The 20,447-nt window shown below is 70.5% G+C and carries 16 protein-coding genes and 1 pseudogene; 8 read left to right on the top strand and 9 right to left on the bottom strand.

The genetic code is table 11. The features are described from left to right. Positions 1-15 precede the first annotated feature (15 nt). Positions 16-423 carry a peptide-methionine (R)-S-oxide reductase MsrB gene (gene msrB, locus ACFWHU_RS03100; RefSeq protein ID WP_385800405.1) on the top strand — a complete coding sequence of 136 codons (408 nt, stop codon included), beginning with the start codon at positions 16-18 and terminating at the stop codon, positions 421-423. A 36-nt stretch (positions 424-459) separates the two neighbouring features. On the opposite strand, the gene ACFWHU_RS03095 is transcribed toward msrB, so the two are convergent. Beyond that, a complete protein-coding gene (locus ACFWHU_RS03095; protein WP_387223517.1) occupies positions 460-936 on the bottom strand; it encodes a hypothetical protein in 477 nt (158 codons plus the stop codon). Positions 937-1,068: 132 nt separating this feature from the next. Between ACFWHU_RS03095 and ACFWHU_RS03090 the strand changes: the two are divergent. Continuing rightward, positions 1,069-1,432: pseudogene (locus ACFWHU_RS03090) on the top strand (chloramphenicol phosphotransferase); the annotation flags it as partial. Here the strand turns inward: ACFWHU_RS03090 and ACFWHU_RS03085 are convergent. Further along, entirely contained in the window at positions 1,411-2,040 is a 630-nt protein-coding gene (locus ACFWHU_RS03085) for a hypothetical protein (RefSeq protein WP_387223515.1), read from the bottom strand. The pseudogene ACFWHU_RS03090 and the gene ACFWHU_RS03085 sit on opposite strands and share 22 nt — an antisense overlap. 219 nt (positions 2,041-2,259) lie before the next feature. Between ACFWHU_RS03085 and ACFWHU_RS03080 the strand changes: the two genes are divergently transcribed. Together ACFWHU_RS03080 and ACFWHU_RS03075 are read left to right on the top strand one after the other, a co-directional pair. After that, entirely contained in the window at positions 2,260-3,702 is a 1,443-nt protein-coding gene (locus tag ACFWHU_RS03080; protein ID WP_387223513.1) for a M20/M25/M40 family metallo-hydrolase, read from the top strand. A gap of 152 nt (positions 3,703-3,854) precedes the next feature. Beyond that, a complete protein-coding gene (locus ACFWHU_RS03075; RefSeq protein ID WP_187280137.1) occupies positions 3,855-4,145 on the top strand; it encodes a DUF3303 family protein in 291 nt (96 codons plus the stop codon). Positions 4,146-4,147: 2 nt separating this feature from the next. Here ACFWHU_RS03075 and ACFWHU_RS03070 read toward each other — a convergent pair whose 3' ends face one another. After that, the gene (locus ACFWHU_RS03070) at positions 4,148-4,537 is read right to left on the bottom strand and encodes a VOC family protein (RefSeq protein ID WP_385800413.1); all 390 of its coding nucleotides are present in this window, start codon (positions 4,535-4,537) and stop codon (positions 4,148-4,150) included. A gap of 245 nt (positions 4,538-4,782) precedes the next feature. Here ACFWHU_RS03070 and ACFWHU_RS03065 point away from each other — a divergent pair, with 245 nt between their 5' ends. From ACFWHU_RS03065 to rph, 3 genes are all read left to right on the top strand, one after another. Beyond that, positions 4,783-5,442 (top strand): nucleoside/nucleotide kinase family protein, encoded by a 660-nt coding sequence (locus ACFWHU_RS03065; protein ID WP_387223510.1) that lies wholly within the window; start codon positions 4,783-4,785, stop codon positions 5,440-5,442. A gap of 161 nt (positions 5,443-5,603) precedes the next feature. Next, a complete protein-coding gene (locus ACFWHU_RS03060) occupies positions 5,604-6,578 on the top strand; it encodes a hypothetical protein (RefSeq protein ID WP_387223508.1) in 975 nt (324 codons plus the stop codon). A gap of 299 nt (positions 6,579-6,877) precedes the next feature. Next, the gene (rph, locus tag ACFWHU_RS03055) at positions 6,878-9,472 is read left to right on the top strand and encodes a rifamycin-inactivating phosphotransferase (protein ID WP_387223506.1); all 2,595 of its coding nucleotides are present in this window, start codon (positions 6,878-6,880) and stop codon (positions 9,470-9,472) included. A 233-nt stretch (positions 9,473-9,705) separates the two neighbouring features. Here the strand turns inward: rph and ACFWHU_RS03050 are convergent, their stop codons facing one another. From ACFWHU_RS03050 to ACFWHU_RS03035, 4 genes are all read right to left on the bottom strand, one after another. Continuing rightward, positions 9,706-10,368, bottom strand: a complete 663-nt coding sequence (locus tag ACFWHU_RS03050; RefSeq protein ID WP_387223504.1) for a hypothetical protein — start codon at positions 10,366-10,368, stop codon at positions 9,706-9,708. A gap of 59 nt (positions 10,369-10,427) precedes the next feature. Next, entirely contained in the window at positions 10,428-11,411 is a 984-nt protein-coding gene (locus ACFWHU_RS03045) for an aldo/keto reductase (protein ID WP_387223502.1), read from the bottom strand. Between the two features lie 140 nt (positions 11,412-11,551). Further along, positions 11,552-13,303 (bottom strand): malto-oligosyltrehalose trehalohydrolase, encoded by a 1,752-nt coding sequence (treZ, locus tag ACFWHU_RS03040; RefSeq protein WP_387223500.1) that lies wholly within the window; start codon positions 13,301-13,303, stop codon positions 11,552-11,554. 114 nt (positions 13,304-13,417) lie between these two features. Beyond that, positions 13,418-14,380 (bottom strand): GNAT family N-acetyltransferase, encoded by a 963-nt coding sequence (locus ACFWHU_RS03035; RefSeq protein WP_387223498.1) that lies wholly within the window; start codon positions 14,378-14,380, stop codon positions 13,418-13,420. 125 nt (positions 14,381-14,505) lie between these two features. Here ACFWHU_RS03035 and ACFWHU_RS03030 point away from each other — a divergent pair, with 125 nt between their 5' ends. Then, complete coding sequence (locus ACFWHU_RS03030) at positions 14,506-15,054, top strand: DUF1707 and FHA domain-containing protein (RefSeq protein WP_147875108.1); 549 nt, start codon at positions 14,506-14,508, stop codon at positions 15,052-15,054. Positions 15,055-15,516: 462 nt separating this feature from the next. On the opposite strand, the gene treY is transcribed toward ACFWHU_RS03030, so the two are convergent. Together treY and glgX are read right to left on the bottom strand one after the other, a co-directional pair. Continuing rightward, positions 15,517-17,859, bottom strand: a complete 2,343-nt coding sequence (gene treY, locus ACFWHU_RS03025; protein WP_387223496.1) for a malto-oligosyltrehalose synthase — start codon at positions 17,857-17,859, stop codon at positions 15,517-15,519. A gap of 210 nt (positions 17,860-18,069) precedes the next feature. Then, the gene (glgX, locus tag ACFWHU_RS03020; protein WP_385800430.1) at positions 18,070-20,193 is read right to left on the bottom strand and encodes a glycogen debranching protein GlgX; all 2,124 of its coding nucleotides are present in this window, start codon (positions 20,191-20,193) and stop codon (positions 18,070-18,072) included. Between the last annotated feature and the right edge of the window lie 254 nt (positions 20,194-20,447).

Raw genomic sequence — 20,447 nt, 5'->3', positions numbered from 1 at the left:
GCGAGAGAGGAAGTCATGGCGTACGACATCGACAAGCCCGACGAGCAGTGGCGCGAGGAGCTGTCCCCGGCCGAGTACGCGGTGCTGCGCCAGGCCGGTACCGAGCCCGCCTTCGTCGGTGAGTACACGGACACCAAGACGGCCGGCGTCTACTCCTGTCGCGCGTGCGGCGCGGAGCTGTTCCGCTCCGACACGAAGTTCGAGTCGCACTGCGGCTGGCCGTCTTTCTACGACCCGAAGGACAGCGACGCGGTCGAGCTGATCGAGGACCGCACGATGGGCATGGTCCGCATCGAGGTCCGCTGCTCGCGCTGCGGCTCGCACCTGGGCCACGTCTTCGAGGGCGAGGGCTACCCCACGCCGACCGACCAGCGCTACTGCATCAACTCGATCTCACTGCGCCTGACCGCCGACGAGACCTGAGCCCTCCGCGGTACCGACGGCGGCCACCTGGCGTGATCACTCGCCTCCGGTGGCCGCCGCTGCCTCCGCCTCGGAGCGCAGCAGCGGATGGATCACACCGGGGAGCACCCGCACCCGCACGACTTCCTCCGCCGACCCGCCGACCACGACGGTTTCGGCGACGCCCCAGGGGCGCCCGGCCAGGTGCACGGTGAGGGTGTACGAGGAAGAGCAGCCGGTGCACTCGTACCGATCGGCCCAGGTCTCGATCTCGGTGGTGCTGCCCGGGTAGCGCTTCACATGGCGGTGCCGCGCGTGGCAGTGATCGCAGGTCTCACCCGGCTCACAGGTCTCACCGCACGGGCAGGGCACATCAAAGCTCTCGGCGGGCAGCCAACGCTGCACGAGGGCGGCATCGCGGGTGGCGCCCATGTCCTTCATGGCCTTGAGATTGCGGGCGGCGACGTTGTACGACTCGCCGGTAGCGTTCATCCGGTCACGGATGACGTCTTTGCGTCCTCGGTTGGTCGTCATGGGCTTCCTTCACCTCTGTCTTCGGGTGTCACGCAGCCCGCAGGGAGGTGCACGAGATTGATAACCCCTACGGTACCCGGCAGCCCCGGGCCCGCGCCCCGCGACGGTTCTCTTCCCGCCCGAGGCGGGCGGATCATCTTCTTGAACGGGACGTCGAGTTCGGGGAAGTCCAGCATCGCAAAGGAACTGCTGCACCGCTTGGACGAGCCGTACCGGGGTTTCCACCGGGCAGTCGCCGGAATGGCCGCAGCGGGCAACAGCGTGGTGGTGGACCACGTACTGAGCGAGGAGTGGCGGTTGCGGGACTGTCTCGCCTTCTTCCCTGCCAGGGATGTGGTCCTGGTGGGGGTGCGTTGCTCGCTGGAGGAACTGGAACGGCGGGAGCGGGAGCGCGGCGATCACCCGGTGGGACGGGCTGTACGACGTCGAGTGCGATACGTCCATGGCCAGTGCGGTGGACTGTGCCCTGAAGATTCAGCGCTCCGGGCCGGGCAGGTCCAGGGCGCGTGCGAGCGCGGCGGTGACGGGGGTGGCGTGCGGTAGGTGGCGGGTGGCCCAGAGGGAGGCTGTTGCGAGAAAGGCGGTCAGGTCGCGCTCGACGCTGGCCAGCAGCCGGCCCAGCTCGGTGACGGGAAGCTCGATCACCGGGCCGTCGTCGCGGTCGGCGTCGACGGTCAACCGGACGGTGTCGCCGAGGCGTTCGGCGCGCGGGGCGGGGTCGTGCCCGAACTCCGCCGCGCCGTCTCCCTCCCCGTCCACCACCCCCAGCCAGCCTCGCCACTCCTCAAGTCCGGTGCAGCATCCCGGCACCAGGACCGTGCCGGAGGCGGTGTCCGTGAACCTCAGGCCGCCGGACGCGTAGAGATCGTCCATGGTGAGCAGCCCGTGCAGGAAGCCCGCGAGGGGGTCGGCGGGTCTGGGCGGGCGGTCCTCGTCGTGCTCGGGGTCGATGTCGTTGCACTGGGCGATGCGCCTGACCGCCGTGCCGATCTCGATGGGCTGGAGCGCGCCGGTGAGGGGCATGAGGCCGTACGAGTCCGACTCGGCGACCGCCCAGAGCGCGAAGCCGTCGGAGCCGTAGACCTGCAGAACGGGCTCCGCCACGACGGTCGTTGGGCGGTGCTTCCGTCTTCCCATCGGCGGTCGGGCCCTTCGTGCTCCCGGGCAGTGACACTTTCTGTCCGCCCTCCGTGATCGTACGCCGACGCGGGGGCGGAACTGGACCTTCCGCACTCAAGGGACGGTCCGCTCCGGTGGCCTTGTGCGGGGTTGGCCTGTCCATGACGATGAAGCGCCGGTTCATCGCTTCGGAAGGGATATTCCATGCCCGAGCAGTCCGCTGGAACGCCACGCAGACCGCGTAGAAGGACCGTACTCACCTCGGCCGCCGTGACCGCCGCCGCCGGCGTTCCCCTGGTCGCCTCCGCCGGGCAGGCCGTCGCCGCGTCCGGTGGTGGACGTGAGAGCGGCGGCGGGGCCGCCACCACCCAGGCGCCCGACCGGGAGTTGCGCAAGCTGCTCAAGGAGATCGACGCGGACCGTATCGAGGCGACCGTACGGCGGCTCGCCGACTTCGGGACCCGGCACACGCTGTCGGTCCAGGACGACCCCGAGCGTGGAATCGGCGCCGCTCGTGACTGGATCCTGGCCGAGATGAAGAAGTACGCGGCGGTTTCCGGCGGCCGGATGACCGCAGAGCTCCAGTCGTACGTCCAGGAGCCCGCCTCGCGGATCCCGGTGGCGACGCGGATCACCAACGTCGTTGCCACGCTTCGCGGTTCGGTCACCCCCGACCGCGTGTACGTCGTCGCCGGGCACTACGACTCGCGCGTCACCGACGTCATGGACGCGACCAGCGACGCGCCCGGCGCCGATGACGACGCGTCAGGTGTCGCGCTGGTCATGGAACTCGCTCGGGTGATGGCGAAGCGGCGCCCGGCGGCGACGATCGTGTTCACCGCGGTCGCCGGTGAGGAGCAGGGCCTGTACGGATCTCGTTACGCCGCAACGCAGTTCAAGGCGGCGGGTGTTGACGTCCAGGGCATGTTCACCAACGACATCATCGGCAGCTCGCGCGCCGACGACGGCACCCGCGACCCGTACACGGTGCGGCTCTTCGCGGAGGGCGTGCCGACGTCCGAGACCCCGGCGCAGGCCAACACCCGCCGATCGGTGGGCGGCGAGAACGACTCGGCGACCCGGCAGCTCGCCCGCTTCGTCAGCGACGTGGGCGACAACGACGCGACCGGCATGAACGTCCGCGTGGTCTACCGGCGCGACCGCTATCTGCGCGGCGGCGACCACATCCCGTTCCTCGAACAGGGCTATCCGGCGGCCCGGTTCACCGAACCGGCCGAGGACTTCGCGCATCAGCACCAGGACGTACGGGTGGAGGACGGCAAGCAGTACGGCGACCTGCCCGAGTTCTGCGACTTCGACTACATCGCGCGCGTGACGCGCGTGAACGGCGCGGTGCTGTGGACCCTGGCGCAGGCACCGGGCACACCGCGCGAGGCGCGGATCGTCACCAGCAACCTCACCAATGACACCGAGCTGAAGTGGGCGCCCGGCACGGAGCCGGACCTGGCGGGCTACGAGGTGGTGTGGCGCGAGACCACGGAGCCGGAGTGGACGCATGTGATCAAGGTCGGCCTCGCGACCACGCACACCGTGGACCTGTCCAAGGACAACGTCTTCTTCGGCGTACGCGCGGTCAACCGTGACGGGAGGCGGAGCCCGGTGGCTTTCCCGATGCCGGGGAACTGACGCGCCCACCATCCGGGCGGTGGCGCGCCCGGATGGTCGGTGAGATGTTGCCGCGCCGAACGCCCACCGTGACGCTGAGCGAAACGTCACCCGGTCTCAGCGAGCGTGGGCGCCAACCGCGCCGGTCGTGGTGGGCGGAAGGAGCGAGTGCCATGCGGGTCATGTTGAGAGCGCGGTTCGACACCCAGGTCGCCAACAAGGCGATCAAGAACGGCGCACTGCAGAAGATCATGCAGTCGATGACGGAACAGCTCAAGCCCGAGGCGACCTACTTCGGCCCCAGCGAAGGCGAGCGTTCCTGCACTTTTGTCTTCGACATGAAGGACAGCTCGCAGCTCGTGGTCATCTCCGAGCCGCTCCTCGAAGAGCTGGGCGCGAAGATCGAGATCCAGCCCGTGATGAACGCGGACGACCTCCAGAAGGGGCTTGCCGCGGCGCGGTAGCCCTACGGGGCGGCCGGCTGGAGGAGGTCCCAGCGGTTGCCGTACAGGTCCTCGAAGACCGCGACGGAGCCGTACGGCTCGTGCCGGGGCTCCTCCAGGAAGCGGACGCCCGCGGCCGTCATCCGGGCGTGGTCGCGCGCGAAGTCGTCCGTGTGGAGGAAGAAGCCGACCCGGCCGCCGGTCTGCGCGCCGACGCTCGCCCGCTGGGCGTCATCGGCCGCGCGCGCCAGCAGGAGCGCGCCTCCGCTGCCGCGCGGGCGCACGACCACCCAGCGGGAGCCGTCGCCCCGGTCGGTGTCCTCGACCAGCTCGAAGTCGAGGGGGCCGGTGTAGAAGGCGATGGCCTCGTCGTAGTCGCGGACGACGAGGGTGACGAGGGCGATGTGTGGCATGCGGGCACGTTATACGTATGACCGGGTGGTAGGCAAGATAGGTCCGGGCCCGCCCGGTTGCCGGTCCGTCCTCAATCGCCGGACGGGCTGGATGGTGCCGGTCCGTCCGGCGCCCGGCGGGCTCGGTAGCGCCGGCGTCGGACCAGCTTGATTCTTGCCGGACAGGGGGAAATCAAGCCCGTCCGGCGATTGAGGACATACTCCGGGCCGGGGGACCGGCCACCTCCGCGGGCCTGGGTGGGAGAATGCCCCGCATGGACGCGCGGCAGTTCGACGTACTCGCCCGCCGTGCCCGGCAGCTCGCCGCCCCCGGGCAACGGCGGATCCTCGGCATCGCGGGCGCGCCCGGCGCGGGGAAGTCCACCCTCGCCGCCGACCTCGTCGCGGCGCTCGGCGGCAGCGCCGTACTCGTTCCCATGGACGGCTTCCACCTCGCCCAGGCCGAGCTGCGCAGACTCGGCCGCGCCGACCGCAAGGGCGCGCCCGACACCTTCGACGCCGTCGGGTACGCCGCGCTGCTCGCCCGGCTGCGAACACCCGCGCCGGGGGTCGTCGTCTACGCGCCCGCGTTCGACCGGTCGCTGGAGGAGGCCGTCGCCGGCAGCATCCCGGTGGGCCCCGACGTCCCGCTGGTCGTCACCGAGGGCAACTACCTGCTGCACGACGGCGGCGACTGGGCGCAGGTCCGCGCGCTCGTCGACGAGGCGTGGTTCCTTGAGATCGACCCCGTCGTGCGCGTGCGGCGCCTGGTCGACCGGCATGTGCGCTTCGGTAAGGAACGGCCCCACGCGGAGCGCTGGGTCAGGGACTCCGACGAGGCCAACGCGCGACTGGTGGCACAGGGCCGGCACCGCGCGGACCTGGTGGTTCCGGTCACCGTCGGACCCGGCCGGCCGGCACCGTAAGCCCCCTACCGGACATCAGCCGCCATCCAGGGCCTACCATCTAACGTTCGACGCACATCGACGATCACAGCGGTAGCGGGGAAACGGGGACGGGGACCGACGGGGACCCGGACCAGGGGCCGGGGCACGAAACCGAGCGCGATCATGGGGAGGCGGACGACGTGGGGTTGTTCAGACGTGGGCCGAAACGGCACGGGCGCGAGATGCCACGCGATCCCGAATTCTCCTTCTTCTCGACCGGCGAGGCAGCCCTCTTCCGCAGTCAGGTCCGTGAGGCGTTCGCCGAGCGGGGCCTGGAAGTCACCGTCTACTCCGACCTGGTGACCGACAGCGCGGGCCGCCAGTTCGGGCTCGCCAACCTCGCCGCCGTCTGTCACAACGACGACCGGGGCGCCCGCGTCTGGGGCGAACTCGTCCGGCAGCACGCCGGGATGGTGCTGCGGACCATGGACGGTCCGTCGGCGCTCGACACCCTCTCGCCCACGCAGATCCGCGCCCAGCTCTACCCACGGGTGATCAGCGGCGACAGCCTCGACGCGCAGTCCTTCGCGTACGCGCGCTCCGTCGCTCCCGGACTGTACGAGATCCTCGCCCTCGACCTCCCGGAGAGCGTCATGATGCTCACCGACGAGGCGCTGGAACCGCTCGGCCCGCTGCCCGAGCTGCGGGCGCAGGCGCTCGGCAATCTGCGTCAACTGCCCGTCGAGGGGCGGGAGACGGTCAAGGACGCGGAGGGGATGCGGTTCGAGGTCGTCATGGGCGACTCGTTCTACACCGCGAGCCGCGTCCTGGCGCTGGACAGTCTCGTACAGCAGGTCACCGGTCGGCGCCTCGGTACGGACGGGGCGCTGGTGGCGTTCCCGTTCCGCCACCAGGTCGCGTTCCATGTCATACGCGACGCCACCGTCATCCCGTCGCTGAACGCGATGGCGTCGTTCGCCGCGTCCGGCTTCGAGGACACTCCGGGTGCGATCAGCCCGTACGTCTACTGGTGGCGCGACGGCACGCTGACCCAGCTCAGCGACAAGGACGAGGGGAACGTCGAGGCGGGCGGGCTGCGCATCGTGGTCGGTGAGGACTTCCAGGAACTGCTGGAACGCCTGGTGGCGCCGTCGGGGCCCGCTGACGAGGCCTGACCGTTCAAGCACCCGGCGGCGGCCCGTAGTTGCCGGCAGTTGCCGGCACACGGATGCGGTGTGCGCACGGTGCGCGTGGGTTCCGCCGGACGGCAGAACGATGGGCGAGGAGATCTCTCTCCTCGCCCTTCTCAACGTATAGCGCACCGGGGGGCTTGCGGCAAGACCCGGGTGGTGGCGCAAAATCGTCGGCCGAGACCACAATCCGCGGGAATTTGGGGGCACGACGTGCGTGTGTTGTCGACGTATGGGGGACGCCGTTCGGGGCGCCGGGACACGGCCGGCCCGGAGGTGTCGCGATGACCGAGCGGGACGTATTGGATCTTCAAGAGGTTGACGAGACGCAGGTCTCGGTCGTCGGCGGCAAGGGCGCGAACCTGGGCGGGCTGTCGCGGATCGAAGACATCCGCGTGCCGGTTGGCTTCTGTGTGACGACGGACGCCTTCCGGCGGATCATGGCGGAAGCGCCGTCTATCGGCGATCGGCTCGATGAGCTGTCGTGTCTGGACCCGGACGACCGGGAGGGGATCCGAACGCTCAGTGCGCAGATCCGCCGGAGCATCGAGGACATCGCCGTCCCGGCCGATCTCGCGGCGGCGATCACCCGCTCGCTCGCCCGGCTCGGCGAACACGCCGCCTGCGCCGTCCGGTCCAGCGCGACGGCGGAGGACCTGCCGACGGCGTCCTTCGCCGGCCAGCAGGACACGTACCTGAACGTCATGGGTCCGGAGGAGGTCCTCCGGCACGTCAGCCGGTGCTGGGCCTCGCTGTTCACCGAGCGGGCCGTGACGTACCGCCGCCGGAACGGCATCGACCACCGTACGGTCCACATGGCCGTGGTCGTACAGCGCATGGTCTTCCCGGAGGCCGCCGGCATCCTGTTCACGGCCGATCCCGTCACGGGCAACCGCAAGGTCGCCACCGTGGACGCCGGCTTCGGCCTCGGCGAGGCGCTGGTTTCCGGCCTGGTGAACCCGGACGTCTTCAAGGTGCGGGACGGCGAGGTCGTCGGCAGGACGATCGCCGCCAAACAGCGTGCCGTACAAGCACTGCCCGACGGAGGTACGCGGGAAGTGGCGATCGACTCGCGGCGGCAGGAGCTGCCGGCGCTGACGGACACTCAGGTGGTGCGGCTCGTGGGGCTCGGGCGGCGGATCGAGGCGCACTTCGGCCGACCGCAGGACATCGAATGGTGTCTGGGCGACGACGGCTTCCAGATCGTCCAGAGCCGGCCGATCACGACGCTGTTCCCCGTCCCCGAGGTCGGTGACGAGGAGAATCACGTCTATCTCTCCGTCGGTCATCAGCAGATGATGACCGACCCCATGAGGCCCCTGGGACTCTCCGTCTGGCAGCTGACGGCCATGGCGCCGATGCTCACGGCCGGCGGGAGGCTGTTCGTCGACGCCACCCGGCGCCTGGCCTCGCCCGCGAGCCGCGCCGGCTTCCTGGACGTCGTGGGGAGGGGCGATCCGCTGATCAGGGATGCGCTGGAGACCGTACTCGGCCGTGACGGTTTCGTCCCGTCGCTCCCGGACGCGGGTCCCGGCGGGCCGCCGGCCGGTGCGTCCGTCCCGATCGAGACCGATCCGGCCGTCGTCACCGAGCTGATCGAGCGCAGCCAGACGTCCGTCGCCGCCCTGAGGCGCGATATCCGGACGAAGACCGGACCGGCGCTTTTCGACTTCCTGCTGGAGGCCTTCGAGGAGCACAAACGAGTCCTCGGCGACCCGCTGAGCCTTCAGGTGATCATGGCGGGGATGGAGGCCACGTGGTGGCTCAACGACAAGCTGTGGGAGTGGCTGGACGAGAAGAACGCGGCTGACACGCTCACGCTGTCCGCCCCCGACAACGTCACGTCGGAGATGGGCCTGGCGCTGCTCGACGTCGCGGACGTGATCCGCCCTCGGCCGGAGGTGGTGGCGTTCCTGCGGGGCGTCGAGGACGAGGGTTTCCTGGACGAGCTGGCGAAGATCCCGGGCGGTACCGAAGCGCGCGACGCCATCGTGGCCTACCTCGACCGGTACGGCATGCGCTGCGTCGGCGAGATCGACATCACGAGGCCGCGTTGGCGCGAGCGCCCCACCACGCTCGTGCCCGCGATCCTCGACAACGTCAGGAACTTCGAGCCGGGCGCGGCCGGGCGGCGCTTCGAGGAGGGCCGGCAGAAGGCGCGGAAGAAGGAACAGGACGTGCTGTCACGCTTGCGGGCCCTGCCGGACGGGGACCGGAAGGCCGACGAGGCCAAGCGGATGATCGACCGGGTCCGAACCTTCATCGGATACCGGGAGTACCCCAAGTACGGCATCATCAGCCGCTCCTTCGTCTACAAGCAGGCTCTGCTGGAGGAGGCCGAGCGCCTGGTGCGGGCGGACGTGCTTGCCGAGAAGGAGGACGTCTACTACCTCACCTTCCCGGAGTTCCACGACGTCGTGCGCTCGCGGCAGGTGGATGACGGGCTCATCCAGCGGCGCAAGGACGCGTTCCGGTCGTACCAGGCGCTCACACCGCCCCGGGTCCTCACATCGGACGGCGAGGCCGTCAACGGCGCGTACCGGCGCGACGACGCGCCGGCCGGTGCCCTGATCGGCCTCCCGGTCTCCGCGGGGACCGTCGAGGGCAGGGCCCGCGTCATCCTCGACATCGCGCAGGCCGATCTTGAGCCGGGCGACATCCTGGTCACGGCCTACACGGACCCCAGCTGGTCGCCGCTGTTCGTCGGAATCGCGGGCCTGGTGACGGAGGTGGGCGGCTTGATGACCCATGGCGCGGTGATCGCCCGCGAGTACGGCCTGCCGGCCGTCGTGGGCGTGGAGGGGGCCACGCGGCTGATCCGGGACGGCGAGCGGATCCGCGTGCACGGAACGGACGGGTACGTCGAGATCCTGCCCTGACGCTGTCCTTCACCCGGGACGAGCCACTGGGGAGGGTCCTGGGGCGTGTCCGCGAAGTAGCGCCGTCCGCCCGCAGGGCGGGGCACACAGCGACTGGTGCGGTGCGTCGCGAGGCGGAGGATCGGTCCTGTACCGGACGTACTTGGCCGACTCCGACTCCGACTCCGACTCCGACAACGCGGCAAGGTGCCGTGCCAGGCGTCGCGGGCCGGGCGGGACTTTGCGGACACGTCCTAGAGCGTCCGCAGCCAGGCGGTTCCCCGAGGGGAGAGCGTGTAGCCGGTGTCGAGGCTGAGCGTGAGGCCGAGGGTCTTCAGCTTGCGGATGTCGCGCTTCAGTGTGTCCTTCTCGACGCCGAGGGTCCCCGCGAGGTCCACGGCCCGCGTGCCCCGGTTGTCTTCGATCAGCCGCAGCGTCTCGCGTGTCCACGCGCCCCGCGTACTGCGGGCGTCGAGCCGGTCCAGCGCCCCCGCGATGCGCGCGACGTCGTCGGGCGTGAGCGCGGCGTCGGCCGCGATCGCGTCGCGGGGGTCCGGGCCGCCGTACGACAGGGCGATCCGGAAGACCGGATCGCCCGCGGCGCCGCGCAGCGTCGCCAGGATGTCTCCGACACCGCCGGCGCCGGCCGCGTGGGCGTCCTCGGGGGTGATCGTCACCGGATCGATCCGCTCGACGGTCTCGACGACGATCACCCCCGCGACGGAGAGGAACGTGCCGCCGGGGGAGACGCGGCTGGTCGCCCAGCGGCGGAACGCGAGCGTGACGTCGCCCCTGGCGACACCTTCGGCGACGGCCCGCGTGAGCATCATGACGGCGCGCCGTTCCGGTCGGTCGTGGCCGTCGGCGGGGCGGTCATCGTCGTACTCCCGGGGGCCGGCGGGCAGGTTGGGACCCATCCTGCCCCAGGCCCACGACATCCGCGCCGTGGCCCTGGACCGGCCTCCGGCCTCCGGCCTCAGACGAAGCGCGACAGCACGTTGTACGGATACGGCAGCGGCCGTGCGCTCGCCTCGTCCAGACGGGCCGTCTGAGCCTCCGTCAGCTCCCAGCCCACCGCGCCCAGATTGTCCGTCAACTGGTCGTGCGTGCGCGCGCCGATGATGGGGGCGGTGACTCCCGGCCGGTCCAGCAGCCAGCGCAGGGCCACCTGCGAAGGGGTGTGCTCCGTCTCGTCGGCGATCGCCTGGACGGTCTCGACGACGCGCCAGGTCTCTTCGTTGTCCCGGCCGCGCCAGCTCTCGCCGTCCCCGTGCGACTCGCGGCTGCCGGGCGGGACCGATGTCATGCCGCGCCGGTACTTGCCGGTGAGCCAGCCGCCCTGGAGGGGGCTGTACGGGATGACGCCGACGCCCGCCGCCTCGCTCTGCGGCAGCAGTTCCCACTCCACCTCGCGCGCCAGGAGGTTGTAGATCGGCTGGAGGCAGACGTACGGTGCCCAGCCCCGCCGGTCGGCCACGTCCAGCGCCCGCTGGAGCTGGCCGGGCGAGACGTTGCTCGCGCCCAGATAGCGGACCTTGCCCGACTTCACGAGGGTGTCGAGCGTGCCGAGGGTCTCCTCGATCGGTGTTTTGAAGTCCCAGACATGTGTCTGGTAGAGGTCGATGTAGTCGGTGCCGAGTCGCCGCAGGCTCGCCTCCACCGACGCGATGATGTGTTTGCGGCTCAGGCCCGCGTCGTTGGGACCCCCACCCATCGGGAGGGCCACCTTCGTCGCGACGACGAGTCCGTCACGGTCGCGTCCCTTCAGCCAGCCGCCGAGTACTTCCTCCGAGACGCCCTGGCCGTACGCGTCCGCCGTGTCCAGGAAGGTGCCGCCGGCCTCCGTGAAGGTGTCGAGGATGCGGTGCGCGCCCGCCTCGTCGCCCTTCACGAAGGTCATCGTGCCGAGACAGAGTTCGCTGACACGGAGTCCTGTCCTACCGAGAGTTCGCTGCTTCATGGCGTAGACGCTAGATGTTCGAGCGCACACCAGGGCAGTCGATTTCCCTCGCGGCAGAATCCCGTTCCGGCGCCGGGAGTTCACCCGCCGCCGGTTCGCCCGCCCCCGGTTCAGCCGCCCCCGGTTCCCCCTCTCCCGGTTCAGCCGCCCGACAGCACCGCGCAGGACTCCGGCGGCAGCCGCAGCACGCCGTCGGGGCCGGGCGGCTCCACGGGGTCCCAGGTCACCAGTACCTGGCCACTCCGGCCGCCCAGGGGGATCTCGACCGGCTCTGCGGACAGGTTCAGGGCGACGCGCAGATCGCCGCGCCGGTACGCGAGCCAGCGCGCGCCCTCGTCGTACGCCACCTTCACGGTCGCCAGGTCCGGATCCGAGAGGTCCGGGTGGCTGTGGCGAAGGGCGATCAGGTCGCGGTGCCAGGTCAGCAGCCGCGTGTGCGGCTCGCGGGTCGGCTCCGTCCGGTCCAGGCACGAGCGGTCGCGCGTGGCCGGGTCCTGCGGGTCGGGAATGGACTCGGCCGCCCAGCCGTGCGCCGCGAACTCCCGCCGCCTGCCGTTGCGTACGGCCTCCGCCAGCTCCGGGTCCTGGTGGTCGGTGAAGAACTGCCACGGCGTACGGGCGCCCCACTCCTCGCCCATGAAGAGCATCGGTGTGAACGGGCCTGTCAGGACGAGCGCGGCGGCGCACGCCAGCAGACCGGGGGAGAGGGTCGCCGACAGCCGGTCGCCGAGCGCGCGGTTGCCGATCTGGTCGTGGGTCTGCGCGTAACCGAGGAAGCGATGGGAGGAGGTCCTGGCGGGGTCGACGCGGCGGCCGTGCGTCCGGCCCCGGAAACTCGAATACGTACCGTCGTGGAAGAAGGCGTGGGTCAGGGTCTTGGCCACCGCGGCGATCGGCTCGGCCGCGAAGTCGGCGTAGTAGCCCTGCGATTCGCCGGTGAGCGCGGCGTGCAGCGCGTGGTGGAAGTCGTCGTTCCACTGGGCGTGCAGTCCGAGTCCGCCCTGTCGGCGCGGCGTGGTCGTCCGCGGATCGCCCAGATCGGACTCGGCGATCAGGAACAGCGGACGGGCCAGCTCGGCCGAGAGCGCGTCGACGGCGGTCGACAGTTCTTCGAGGAAGGTCAGCGCGCGTGAGTCGGCGAGGGCGTGTACCGCGTCGAGCCGCAGCCCGTCGAAGCGGTAGTCACGCAGCCAGGCGAGCGCGCTCTCCAGCAGATACTCGCGGACCTCGTCCGAGCCGGGGGCGTCGAGGTTGACGGCGGAGCCCCAGGGCGTGTGGTGCGTGTCCGTGAAGTACGGGCCGAACATGGGCAGGTAGTTGCCGGACGGGCCCAGGTGGTTGTGCACGACGTCGAGTACGACGCCCAGGCCCAGCCCGTGCGCCGTGTCGACAAAACGCTTCAGCGCCTCGGGCCCGCCGTAGGGCTCGTGGACCGCCCACAGCGACACACCCTCGTACCCCCAGCCGTGCGTCCCCGGAAAGGGGCACACCGGCATCAGCTCGACGTGCGTGATGCCGAGCGCTGCCAGCGGGGCCAGATTGGCCGCGGCGGCGTCCAGCGTGCCCTCGTCGGTGAACGTGCCGATGTGCAGCTCGTACAGGACCGCGCCCGGCAGCGGACGGCCGCGCCAGGGATCGGCCCACTCGTACGCGCTCTGGTCGACGACCGCGCTGAGCCCGTCCGGTCCGTCCGGCTGGCGGCGCGAACGGGGATCGGGCAGAACAGGGCCGTCGTCCAGCGCGAAGCCGTAACGGGCGCCGTCGGACGCGGGTACGTCGGCGGTCCACCAGCCCTCGCGGAGCGGATCGCGGGTCATGGTGTGGTCGGCGGCGTCCCCCAGACGGAGCGTCACCCGGTCCTGCGCTTTCGGTGCCCAGACCTCGAACTGCACGGATGGTCCCCCTCGATCGCCTCTGCCGTCGGCACTCTTGTCACCATATGGTGACAAGAGTGCAGGCCGGAGGCTCGATGATCGTGCCGTTTCGCCGGACACGACCGGAACCGGTCAGACCAGATTGATCCGTTCCTGGACCACCGGGTAGCCCGCGCGCGTGAAATGTGCGGCCATCGGGAAGTTGCCCTGGTCCGTCCCGCCCGCGATGAACGTCGCCCCGTTCTCCGCCAGCACGTTCGTGCACTCGACCAGCAGGTCGTACGCGTACCCGTGGCCGCGCTGCTCCGGTACGACCCCGATGAACCCGACGCACGGCCCGGACGGGTTGTGCGCGGGTACGTGGATGCCGACGAGCTCACCGGCCGCGTCGTACGCCAGCTGCCACCACTCGCGCGGCGACGGGCACCAGCGGAAGAAGTCCAGCTCCTCCTGGGCGGCCCGGTCCAGACCCTCCTCGTCGCTCGCACGCGACGCGTGCGCGTCGAGCGTCGCGGAGTGGACGCGGCGCAGCACGTCGAAGATCACGTCGTCGTCGGGCTCGGGGCGGAACTCCAGCCGGCCCGGCCGCTCCGGCAGCCCGAGATCGGGCGTCCACCGGTACTGGAAGCGCTCCACCAGTGGCTTCATCCCGGCCGCCCGTGCGGCGTCCGTCCGGCACTCGACGGCTTTACGGACTGCGGGGTCGTCGCGCCAGCCGGCGGGCGCGATCAGTTCGAACTCGATGTTCCACGGTGCGCGGCGCAGCAGTTCGGCGCCCGCCTCGTCCTCGCCGTCCGCGATGTCGAACCAGTTGAGGAGCAGCGGCTCCCGGTCGTCGGGCCCGCCCCACCAGGCGGCGCGTGCCACGACGACGCCGTCGCGCAGCGCGACCCAGCTCCACTCGGGGCGGTAGTCGCCGCCCTCGGCGACGGTGCGGTACTCGACTCCGGTGATCGCGCGGCCGACGAGGCCCGCGTCGGGCAACGAACGGAAGAGGGGGGCCTCGGAGTCGGTGAGCTGACGGAAGACCGGGGCGGACGGGTCCGCCGGGGTGGGCTGGTCGGACGGGTTGGACGGGACGGACGGTTCGGTCATGAAAGAAGTGCCTCCAGAAAGGGGCGCTCACCGTAAACGACCAGCCCGTGGCCGGGCGAACGTTTTTTCGCCGACGGATTAGGTCCTTCTGGACACGTCACGAACTCGGCCCGACAATCAGTCATGTGACGTCCTCGTTCGAGTTCCACACGTATCCCGCGCGGCTCTCCGACGCCGAGCGCGACCGTGTGCTCGCGGTCCTCAGAGAAGGGGCGGCACAGGGCAAACTGTCGCACGACACCTTCATACGCCGGATGGACCTCGCGCTGGCCGCGCGCAGGTCCGAAGAGCTGGCGGTGCTCACCGCCGACCTGGACACCGACGGCCGCTGGGCACGGCGGCTGTTCGGCGCGGTGGGCCGGGCGTCGGCGTTCTCGGCACGGCTGCGCCGGGCCTGGCAGATCGAGCGGCTGCCGAAGCTGCTGCTGCCCGATCCGGGCCCGGCTCCGCTGCGTATCGGCCGTGATCCGATGAACGGGCTGCGGCTGAGCGACGACACCGTCTCCCGGCTCCACGCCGAGCTGATGATGCAGGGTGGGCGGTGGATCCTGCGGGATCTGGGATCGACGAACGGCACGACGGTCAATGGTCGTCGGGTGACGGGGACCGTGGTGGTGCGGGACGGGGACATGGTGAGCTTCGGCCAGCTGAGCTTTCGCCTGGCGGCGCACTGAAGTGTGGCGGGCGGGGGTGCGGGGTGTTGTCCTCAATCGCCGGACGGGCTGATTTTCTGCGCGGGCGCCTTGCCCGTGCGGCCGGGTGGGCGGTGTCCTCAAACGCCGGACGGGCTTGAATTACCCGCGGACCGGCTCGCGCCTGCGACCGGTCGGGTGGGTGTCCTCAAACGCCGGACGGGCTGGTTGGTGCGGCCCGACGATGGGTGTCCTCAATCGCCGGACGGGCTGATTTGCGCGGCCCGGTGGTGGTGTCCTCAAGCGCCGGACGGCTTGATTTTCCGCTGCCCCGGCTGAAAATGGCCGTCCGGGCTGCGCGGGCAAGCATGCCCGCGCGCAAATCAAGCCCGTCCGGCGATTGAGGACACCACCGGCCGGCGGGTGAGAACCAAGCCCGTCCGGCGATTGAGGACAGAGCGCGCAGCCTGTCCGGCGATTGAGGACAACCTCCGGCCGGCCCAGCTACTCGCGGCGCGACAGGAGTGCCACCGGGCTTGTTGAGAGGAGTTCCGTCAGGGAGATCGGGCCGCCCGGGAACTCGCGGTCCGGGGACAGCGCGTCCGTCCAGCGGCCCGCCGGCAGCTCCAGCACCGTGCCCGACCAGCCGCCCGACGCCGTCAGGCGCAGGGACAGGCGTGTGATCACCGAGATGACCTCGCCCGAGCGGGAGAACGCCGTGCAGTGGTCCGTCGCGGGCCCCGTCGCCGTCAGTGGGGTGTACGTGGCCGACTCCGCGAAGGCGTGCGGGCGTTCACGGCGCAGGCCCAGCGCCGCCACCGTGAGCACCGTCTTCTCGTCCGGCGGGCCCGTACGGAAACGTTCGCGGTTGTCCGGGTCGACCAGGGCCAGATACTCCCGCTCCGTCCGCTGGTAGATGTCCGGCACACCCGGCATCGTCAGATGCACCAGCGCCGCCCCGAGCGCGTTCGCCCGTACGTGCGGGGCGAGTTCGCGGGCCAGGCGGGCCACCGCCTCGCGTGGCCGGCCCGCCGGGCCCGCCGCCACGAAGTCCCGTACCGCCTGTTCGTACACCGGGTCCTGCTCCGTCCAGCTGGTGTGCAGCCCCGCCTCCCGCACCGACTTGAGCAGCGCCGGCTCCATCCGGGTGCCGTCCGGCGGCGCCTCCACCGGGGTGAAGCCGATGGCCGTCTGCCAGGCCTGCCAGGCCAGTTGGGCGTCCGGCGCGGCCACCCCCGCCAACTGGCGCAGCAGCGCGTCCCACCGTTCGGGGCACTCCGACAGGACGGCGATCCTGGCCCGTACGTCCGCGCTGCGCTTGGTGTCGTGCGTGGTCAGTACGGTGCCCGTGGCCGGCCAGTCGCGGGCCAGCCGCGCGCAGTAGTCGTGGAAGCGCTCAGGGCTCACCGCGGGCCGCCCCGGATCGCCCCCGACCTCGTTCGCGGACAGCAGCGGCACATGGCGGTAGAACGCCGTGTCCTCCACGGCCTTGGCGCGCAGCGCGGACGACGTCTGGGCGAAGCGCGCGCAGAACGCCGTCCGGTCGGGGCCGCCGCCGAGCCTGCCGAGCGCCAGCTCCCGTACGACGTCGACGGCCGTCGCCTCCTCCGGCACGGCGAAGGCCGCCTTCGCCTGCCGCGCGGCCTCCTCCGACACCGCGACCTCGTCGGACTTGCGGCACGGCCCGCCCGCGACCGTGTACGGCCGGTAGACAGGCACCCGTACCAGCAGTTCCCGGATCGCCGTCCGCAGCGCCCACGGCGCGTGGTCGCGCAGCGCGACGTCCGCCGCGCAGATCCGTTCCGCGATTCGGGTCAGCGCGTTGGTCTCGGCGGCCAGTTCGTCGATGACGACCTTGTACATCGCGCGCCGCACGGTCGCTTCCCAGTAGCCGCCCCGGTCGCCCGCCGGTCCGGCGAAGTCCCGGAAGCGGTGCGCCAGTTCGACGGCGCCGGCCGGGTCGGTGAACAGCCCGTCGATGTGGTGCAGCGCGTCGTAGCCCGTCGTCCCGGCCACCGGCCAGCTCGCGGGCAGCGGTTCGTCACCGGTGAGGATCTTCTCCACGACCGTCCAACAGGCCCCGCCCGTGGCGTCGTTGAGTCGTCGCAGATACTCCTCGGGGTCGGCCAGACCGTCCGGGTGGTCGACACGCAGACCGTCGACGACGCCGTCCCGCACCAGTTCGAGGATCTTGGCATGGGTCGCGGTGAAGACCTCGGGGTCCTCAACCCGCACCCCGATCAGCTCCGAAATGGTGAAGAAGCGGCGGTAGTTGAGTTCGGTGCGGCCCAGCCGCCACCAGGCGGGCCGGTAGTGCTGGGCGTCCAGGAGCGCGGGCAGCGGCAGCTCCTGCGTGCCGGCGGCGAGCGGGAATCGCTGTTCGCCGTGGTGCAGCATGCCGTCCTCGACGCGGAGTCCGGCGAGTTCACCGCCCACCGGACCCGGCAGCACGGGCAGCAGCAGCTTCCCGCCGCCCGCCTCCCAGTCGATGTCGAACCAGCGCGCGTACGGGGACACGGGCCCCTCCCGCAGAACCTCCCACAGGGCCCTGTTGTGCCGGGGCGCGGTCGCCATGTGGTTGGGGACGATGTCGAGGACGATCCCGAGCCCGTACTCGCGCGCCCGGTGGGCGAGCTGCCGCAGCCCCTCCTCGCCGCCCAGTTCGGCGCGTACGCGCGTGTGGTCGACGACGTCGTAGCCGTGGGTCGAGCCCGGCACGGCCTCCAGCACCGGTGACAGATGCAGATGCGATACCCCGAGCGCGGCGACGTACGGCACGGCCTTGGCGGCGGCGGCGAACGGGAAGTCCGGCTGGAGCTGGAGTCGGTAGGTGGCAGAGGGGGTCATGCGAACGTACGTACCCCGCTGAGCGGCATGTGTGTCATCCGCTCATGCATTCGGCAGCCCACACGCGATCAAGCGCCACCACACACCACGACACGTCACCACACACCACGACACGCGACGACAGGACCAGCCGGGACCCGTCAGGACCGACCGGGGCGGAGGCACGTGTCCCGCACCCCCGCCCCGGCCGTTCCCGCACCGCTCCCGCGCCTACACCGACCGCATCAGCACCGTCAGGCTGCGGCCGATCATCGTGATCCGCTCGGCCGCGTCCACCTTCGGGCCGTCGCCCGGCGGTACGCCCTCCGGGCGGGACGTGTCCACGACGATCCGCCACTGGCTGCCGTGATTCACGGGCACGGCGAATTCCAGCGTCTCCGCGCTCGCGTTGAACATCAGCAGGAACGAGTCGTCGGCGATCCGCTCGCCGCGCGGTCCCGGCTCCGAGATGGCCTGCCCGTTCAGGAAGACCGTCATGGCCTTCGCGTCGGTCGCCTGCCAGTCGCCCTGGATCATCTCTTCACCCTCAGGGGTGAACCAGGAGATGTCCGACAGCTCGTCGTGCGTCCCCTCCACCGGACGGCCGTGGAAGAACCGCCGCCGCCGGAACACCGGATGGTCGCGCCGCAGCCAGACCATGGTCTGGGTGAAGGCCAGCAGGCCCTTGTTCTTCTCGTCGCCCTTCTCGGGCCAGTGCACCCAGGCGACCTCGTTGTCCTGGCAGTAGGCGTTGTTGTTACCGCCCTGCGTACGGCCGAACTCGTCGCCGTGGCTGAGCATCGGCACGCCCTGGGACAGCATCAGCGTCGCGATGAAGTTGCGCACCTGACGGTCGCGCAGCTCCAGCACCTCGGGATCGTCGGTCTCTCCCTCCACGCCGCAGTTCCACGAACGGTTGTGGCTCTCGCCGTCCCTGTTGCCCTCGCCGTTCGCCTCGTTGTGCTTGTCGTTGTAGGCGACCAGGTCGTGCAGGGTGAAGCCGTCGTGGCAGGTGGTGAAGTTGATGGACGCCAGCGGACGCCGCCCGTCGTCCTGGTACAGATCGGACGACCCGGTGAGCCGGGAGGCGAACTCCGCCAGGGTGCGCGGCTCGCCCCGCCACAGGTCGCGGACGGTGTCGCGGTACTTGCCGTTCCACTCGGTCCACAGCGGCGGGAAGTTCCCCACCTGGTAGCCGCCCTCGCCCACGTCCCACGGCTCGGCGATCAGCTTCACCTGACTGACCACCGGGTCCTGCTGGACCAGGTCGAAGAACGACGACAGCCGGTCAACCTCGTGGAACTGGCGTGCCAGTGTCGCGGCCAGGTCGAAGCGGAAGCCGTCGACATGCATCTCCTCCACCCAGTACCGCAGCGAGTCCATGATCAGCTGGAGTACGTGCGGACTGCGCATCAGGAGCGAGTTCCCGGTGCCGGTGGTGTCCGTGTAGTAGCGGGGGTTGTCGGCGCCGAGACGGTAGTAGGAGGCGTTGTCGAGGCCCCTGAAGGAGAGCGTCGGGCCCAGATGATTGCCCTCGGCCGTGTGGTTGTAGACGACGTCGAGGATCACCTCGATGCCCGCCTCGTGCAGCGCCTTCACCGCCTGCTTGAACTCCAGCACCTGCTCGCCCCGGTCTCCCCAGGAGGCGTAGGTGTTGTGCGGGGCGAAGAAGCCGATGGTGTTGTAGCCCCAGTAGTTGTTGAGGCCGGCGTCCACCAGCCGGTGGTCGTTGACGAACTGGTGCACCGGCATTATTTCCAGCGCGGTCACGCCCAGCTCGGTCAGATGCTCGATGACCGCCGGATGGGCGAGCCCCGCGTACGTACCGCGCAGTTCCTCCGGCAGATCCGGGTGCAGCATCGTCAGGCCCTTCACATGGGCCTCGTAGATGACGGTGCGGTGGTAGTCGGTACGCGGACGGCGGTCGTCGCCCCAGTCGAAGTACGGGTTGACCACCACGGCCGTCATCGTGTGCGGGGCCGAGTCCATGTCGTTGCGCGAGTCCGGCTTGCCGAAGTGGTACCCGTACACCGACTCGTTCCAGTCGATGCTGCCGCTGATCGCGCGGGCGTACGGGTCCAGGAGCAGCTTCGCCGAATTGCAGCGCTGCCCGCTCGATGGCTCGTACGGCCCGTGGACCCGGAAGCCGTACCGCTGGCCGGGCATGATGCCCGGCAGGTAGGCATGCCGGACGAATGCGTCCGCCTCGCGGAGCTCCACCGCCGTTTCTGAACCGTCGTCGTGCAGAAGGCACAACTCGATCCGGTGCGCGGCCTCTGAGTAGACCGCGAAGTTGGTACCGGCGCCGTCGTACGTGGCGCCGAGGGGATACGTCTGTCCCGGCCAGACCTGCATAGATTGACTCTTCCACTTCTGATCCGGGTGCTGGGGCTTTTCCTCGACCAGATACTCCCCGAAAGAGGCGCAACCTCCTAGGAGGCCCGTGCGAAAGCCGGGCCGGAAGCGGTCGGTCGGGCAGTGCGGGTCAACTTCGGGTTCTCAGCGCGTCACCCCGTTGCCGGACCGTGTCCCACGTCGCATATGGCCGGATTCAGACCATACGCCGCCCCTTGGCCGACCATCCGTCACCAGGCCCAATCCCTATGAAT

Origin of the sequence: Streptomyces sp. NPDC060366 (genome assembly GCF_042725135.1) — a bacterium.
Lineage (GTDB): Bacteria > Actinomycetota > Actinomycetes > Streptomycetales > Streptomycetaceae > Streptomyces.
The sequence above is the reverse complement of the archived record's forward strand: the minus strand, read 5'-3'. Positions and strand labels throughout refer to the sequence as shown.

What these genes read in the sequence shown, in the direction of transcription:
- ACFWHU_RS03070 (WP_385800413.1), bottom strand. Translation starts at nt 4,537, where the DNA reads ATGCCACACATCGCCCTCGTCACCCTCGTCGTCCGCGACTACGACGAG.
- ACFWHU_RS03075 (WP_187280137.1), top strand. Translation starts at nt 3,855, where the DNA reads ATGCGGGTCATGTTGAGAGCGCGGTTCGACACCCAGGTCGCCAACAAG.
- ACFWHU_RS03095 (WP_387223517.1), bottom strand. Translation starts at nt 936, where the DNA reads ATGACGACCAACCGAGGACGCAAAGACGTCATCCGTGACCGGATGAAC.
- treY (WP_387223496.1), bottom strand. Translation starts at nt 17,859, where the DNA reads ATGACCCCCTCTGCCACCTACCGACTCCAGCTCCAGCCGGACTTCCCG.
- rph (WP_387223506.1), top strand. Translation starts at nt 6,878, where the DNA reads ATGACCGAGCGGGACGTATTGGATCTTCAAGAGGTTGACGAGACGCAG.
- ACFWHU_RS03080 (WP_387223513.1), top strand. Translation starts at nt 2,260, where the DNA reads ATGCCCGAGCAGTCCGCTGGAACGCCACGCAGACCGCGTAGAAGGACC.
- ACFWHU_RS03045 (WP_387223502.1), bottom strand. Translation starts at nt 11,411, where the DNA reads ATGAAGCAGCGAACTCTCGGTAGGACAGGACTCCGTGTCAGCGAACTC.
- glgX (WP_385800430.1), bottom strand. Translation starts at nt 20,193, where the DNA reads ATGCAGGTCTGGCCGGGACAGACGTATCCCCTCGGCGCCACGTACGAC.
- ACFWHU_RS03035 (WP_387223498.1), bottom strand. Translation starts at nt 14,380, where the DNA reads ATGACCGAACCGTCCGTCCCGTCCAACCCGTCCGACCAGCCCACCCCG.
- msrB (WP_385800405.1), top strand. Translation starts at nt 16, where the DNA reads ATGGCGTACGACATCGACAAGCCCGACGAGCAGTGGCGCGAGGAGCTG.
- ACFWHU_RS03065 (WP_387223510.1), top strand. Translation starts at nt 4,783, where the DNA reads ATGCCCCGCATGGACGCGCGGCAGTTCGACGTACTCGCCCGCCGTGCC.
- ACFWHU_RS03050 (WP_387223504.1), bottom strand. Translation starts at nt 10,368, where the DNA reads ATGGGTCCCAACCTGCCCGCCGGCCCCCGGGAGTACGACGATGACCGC.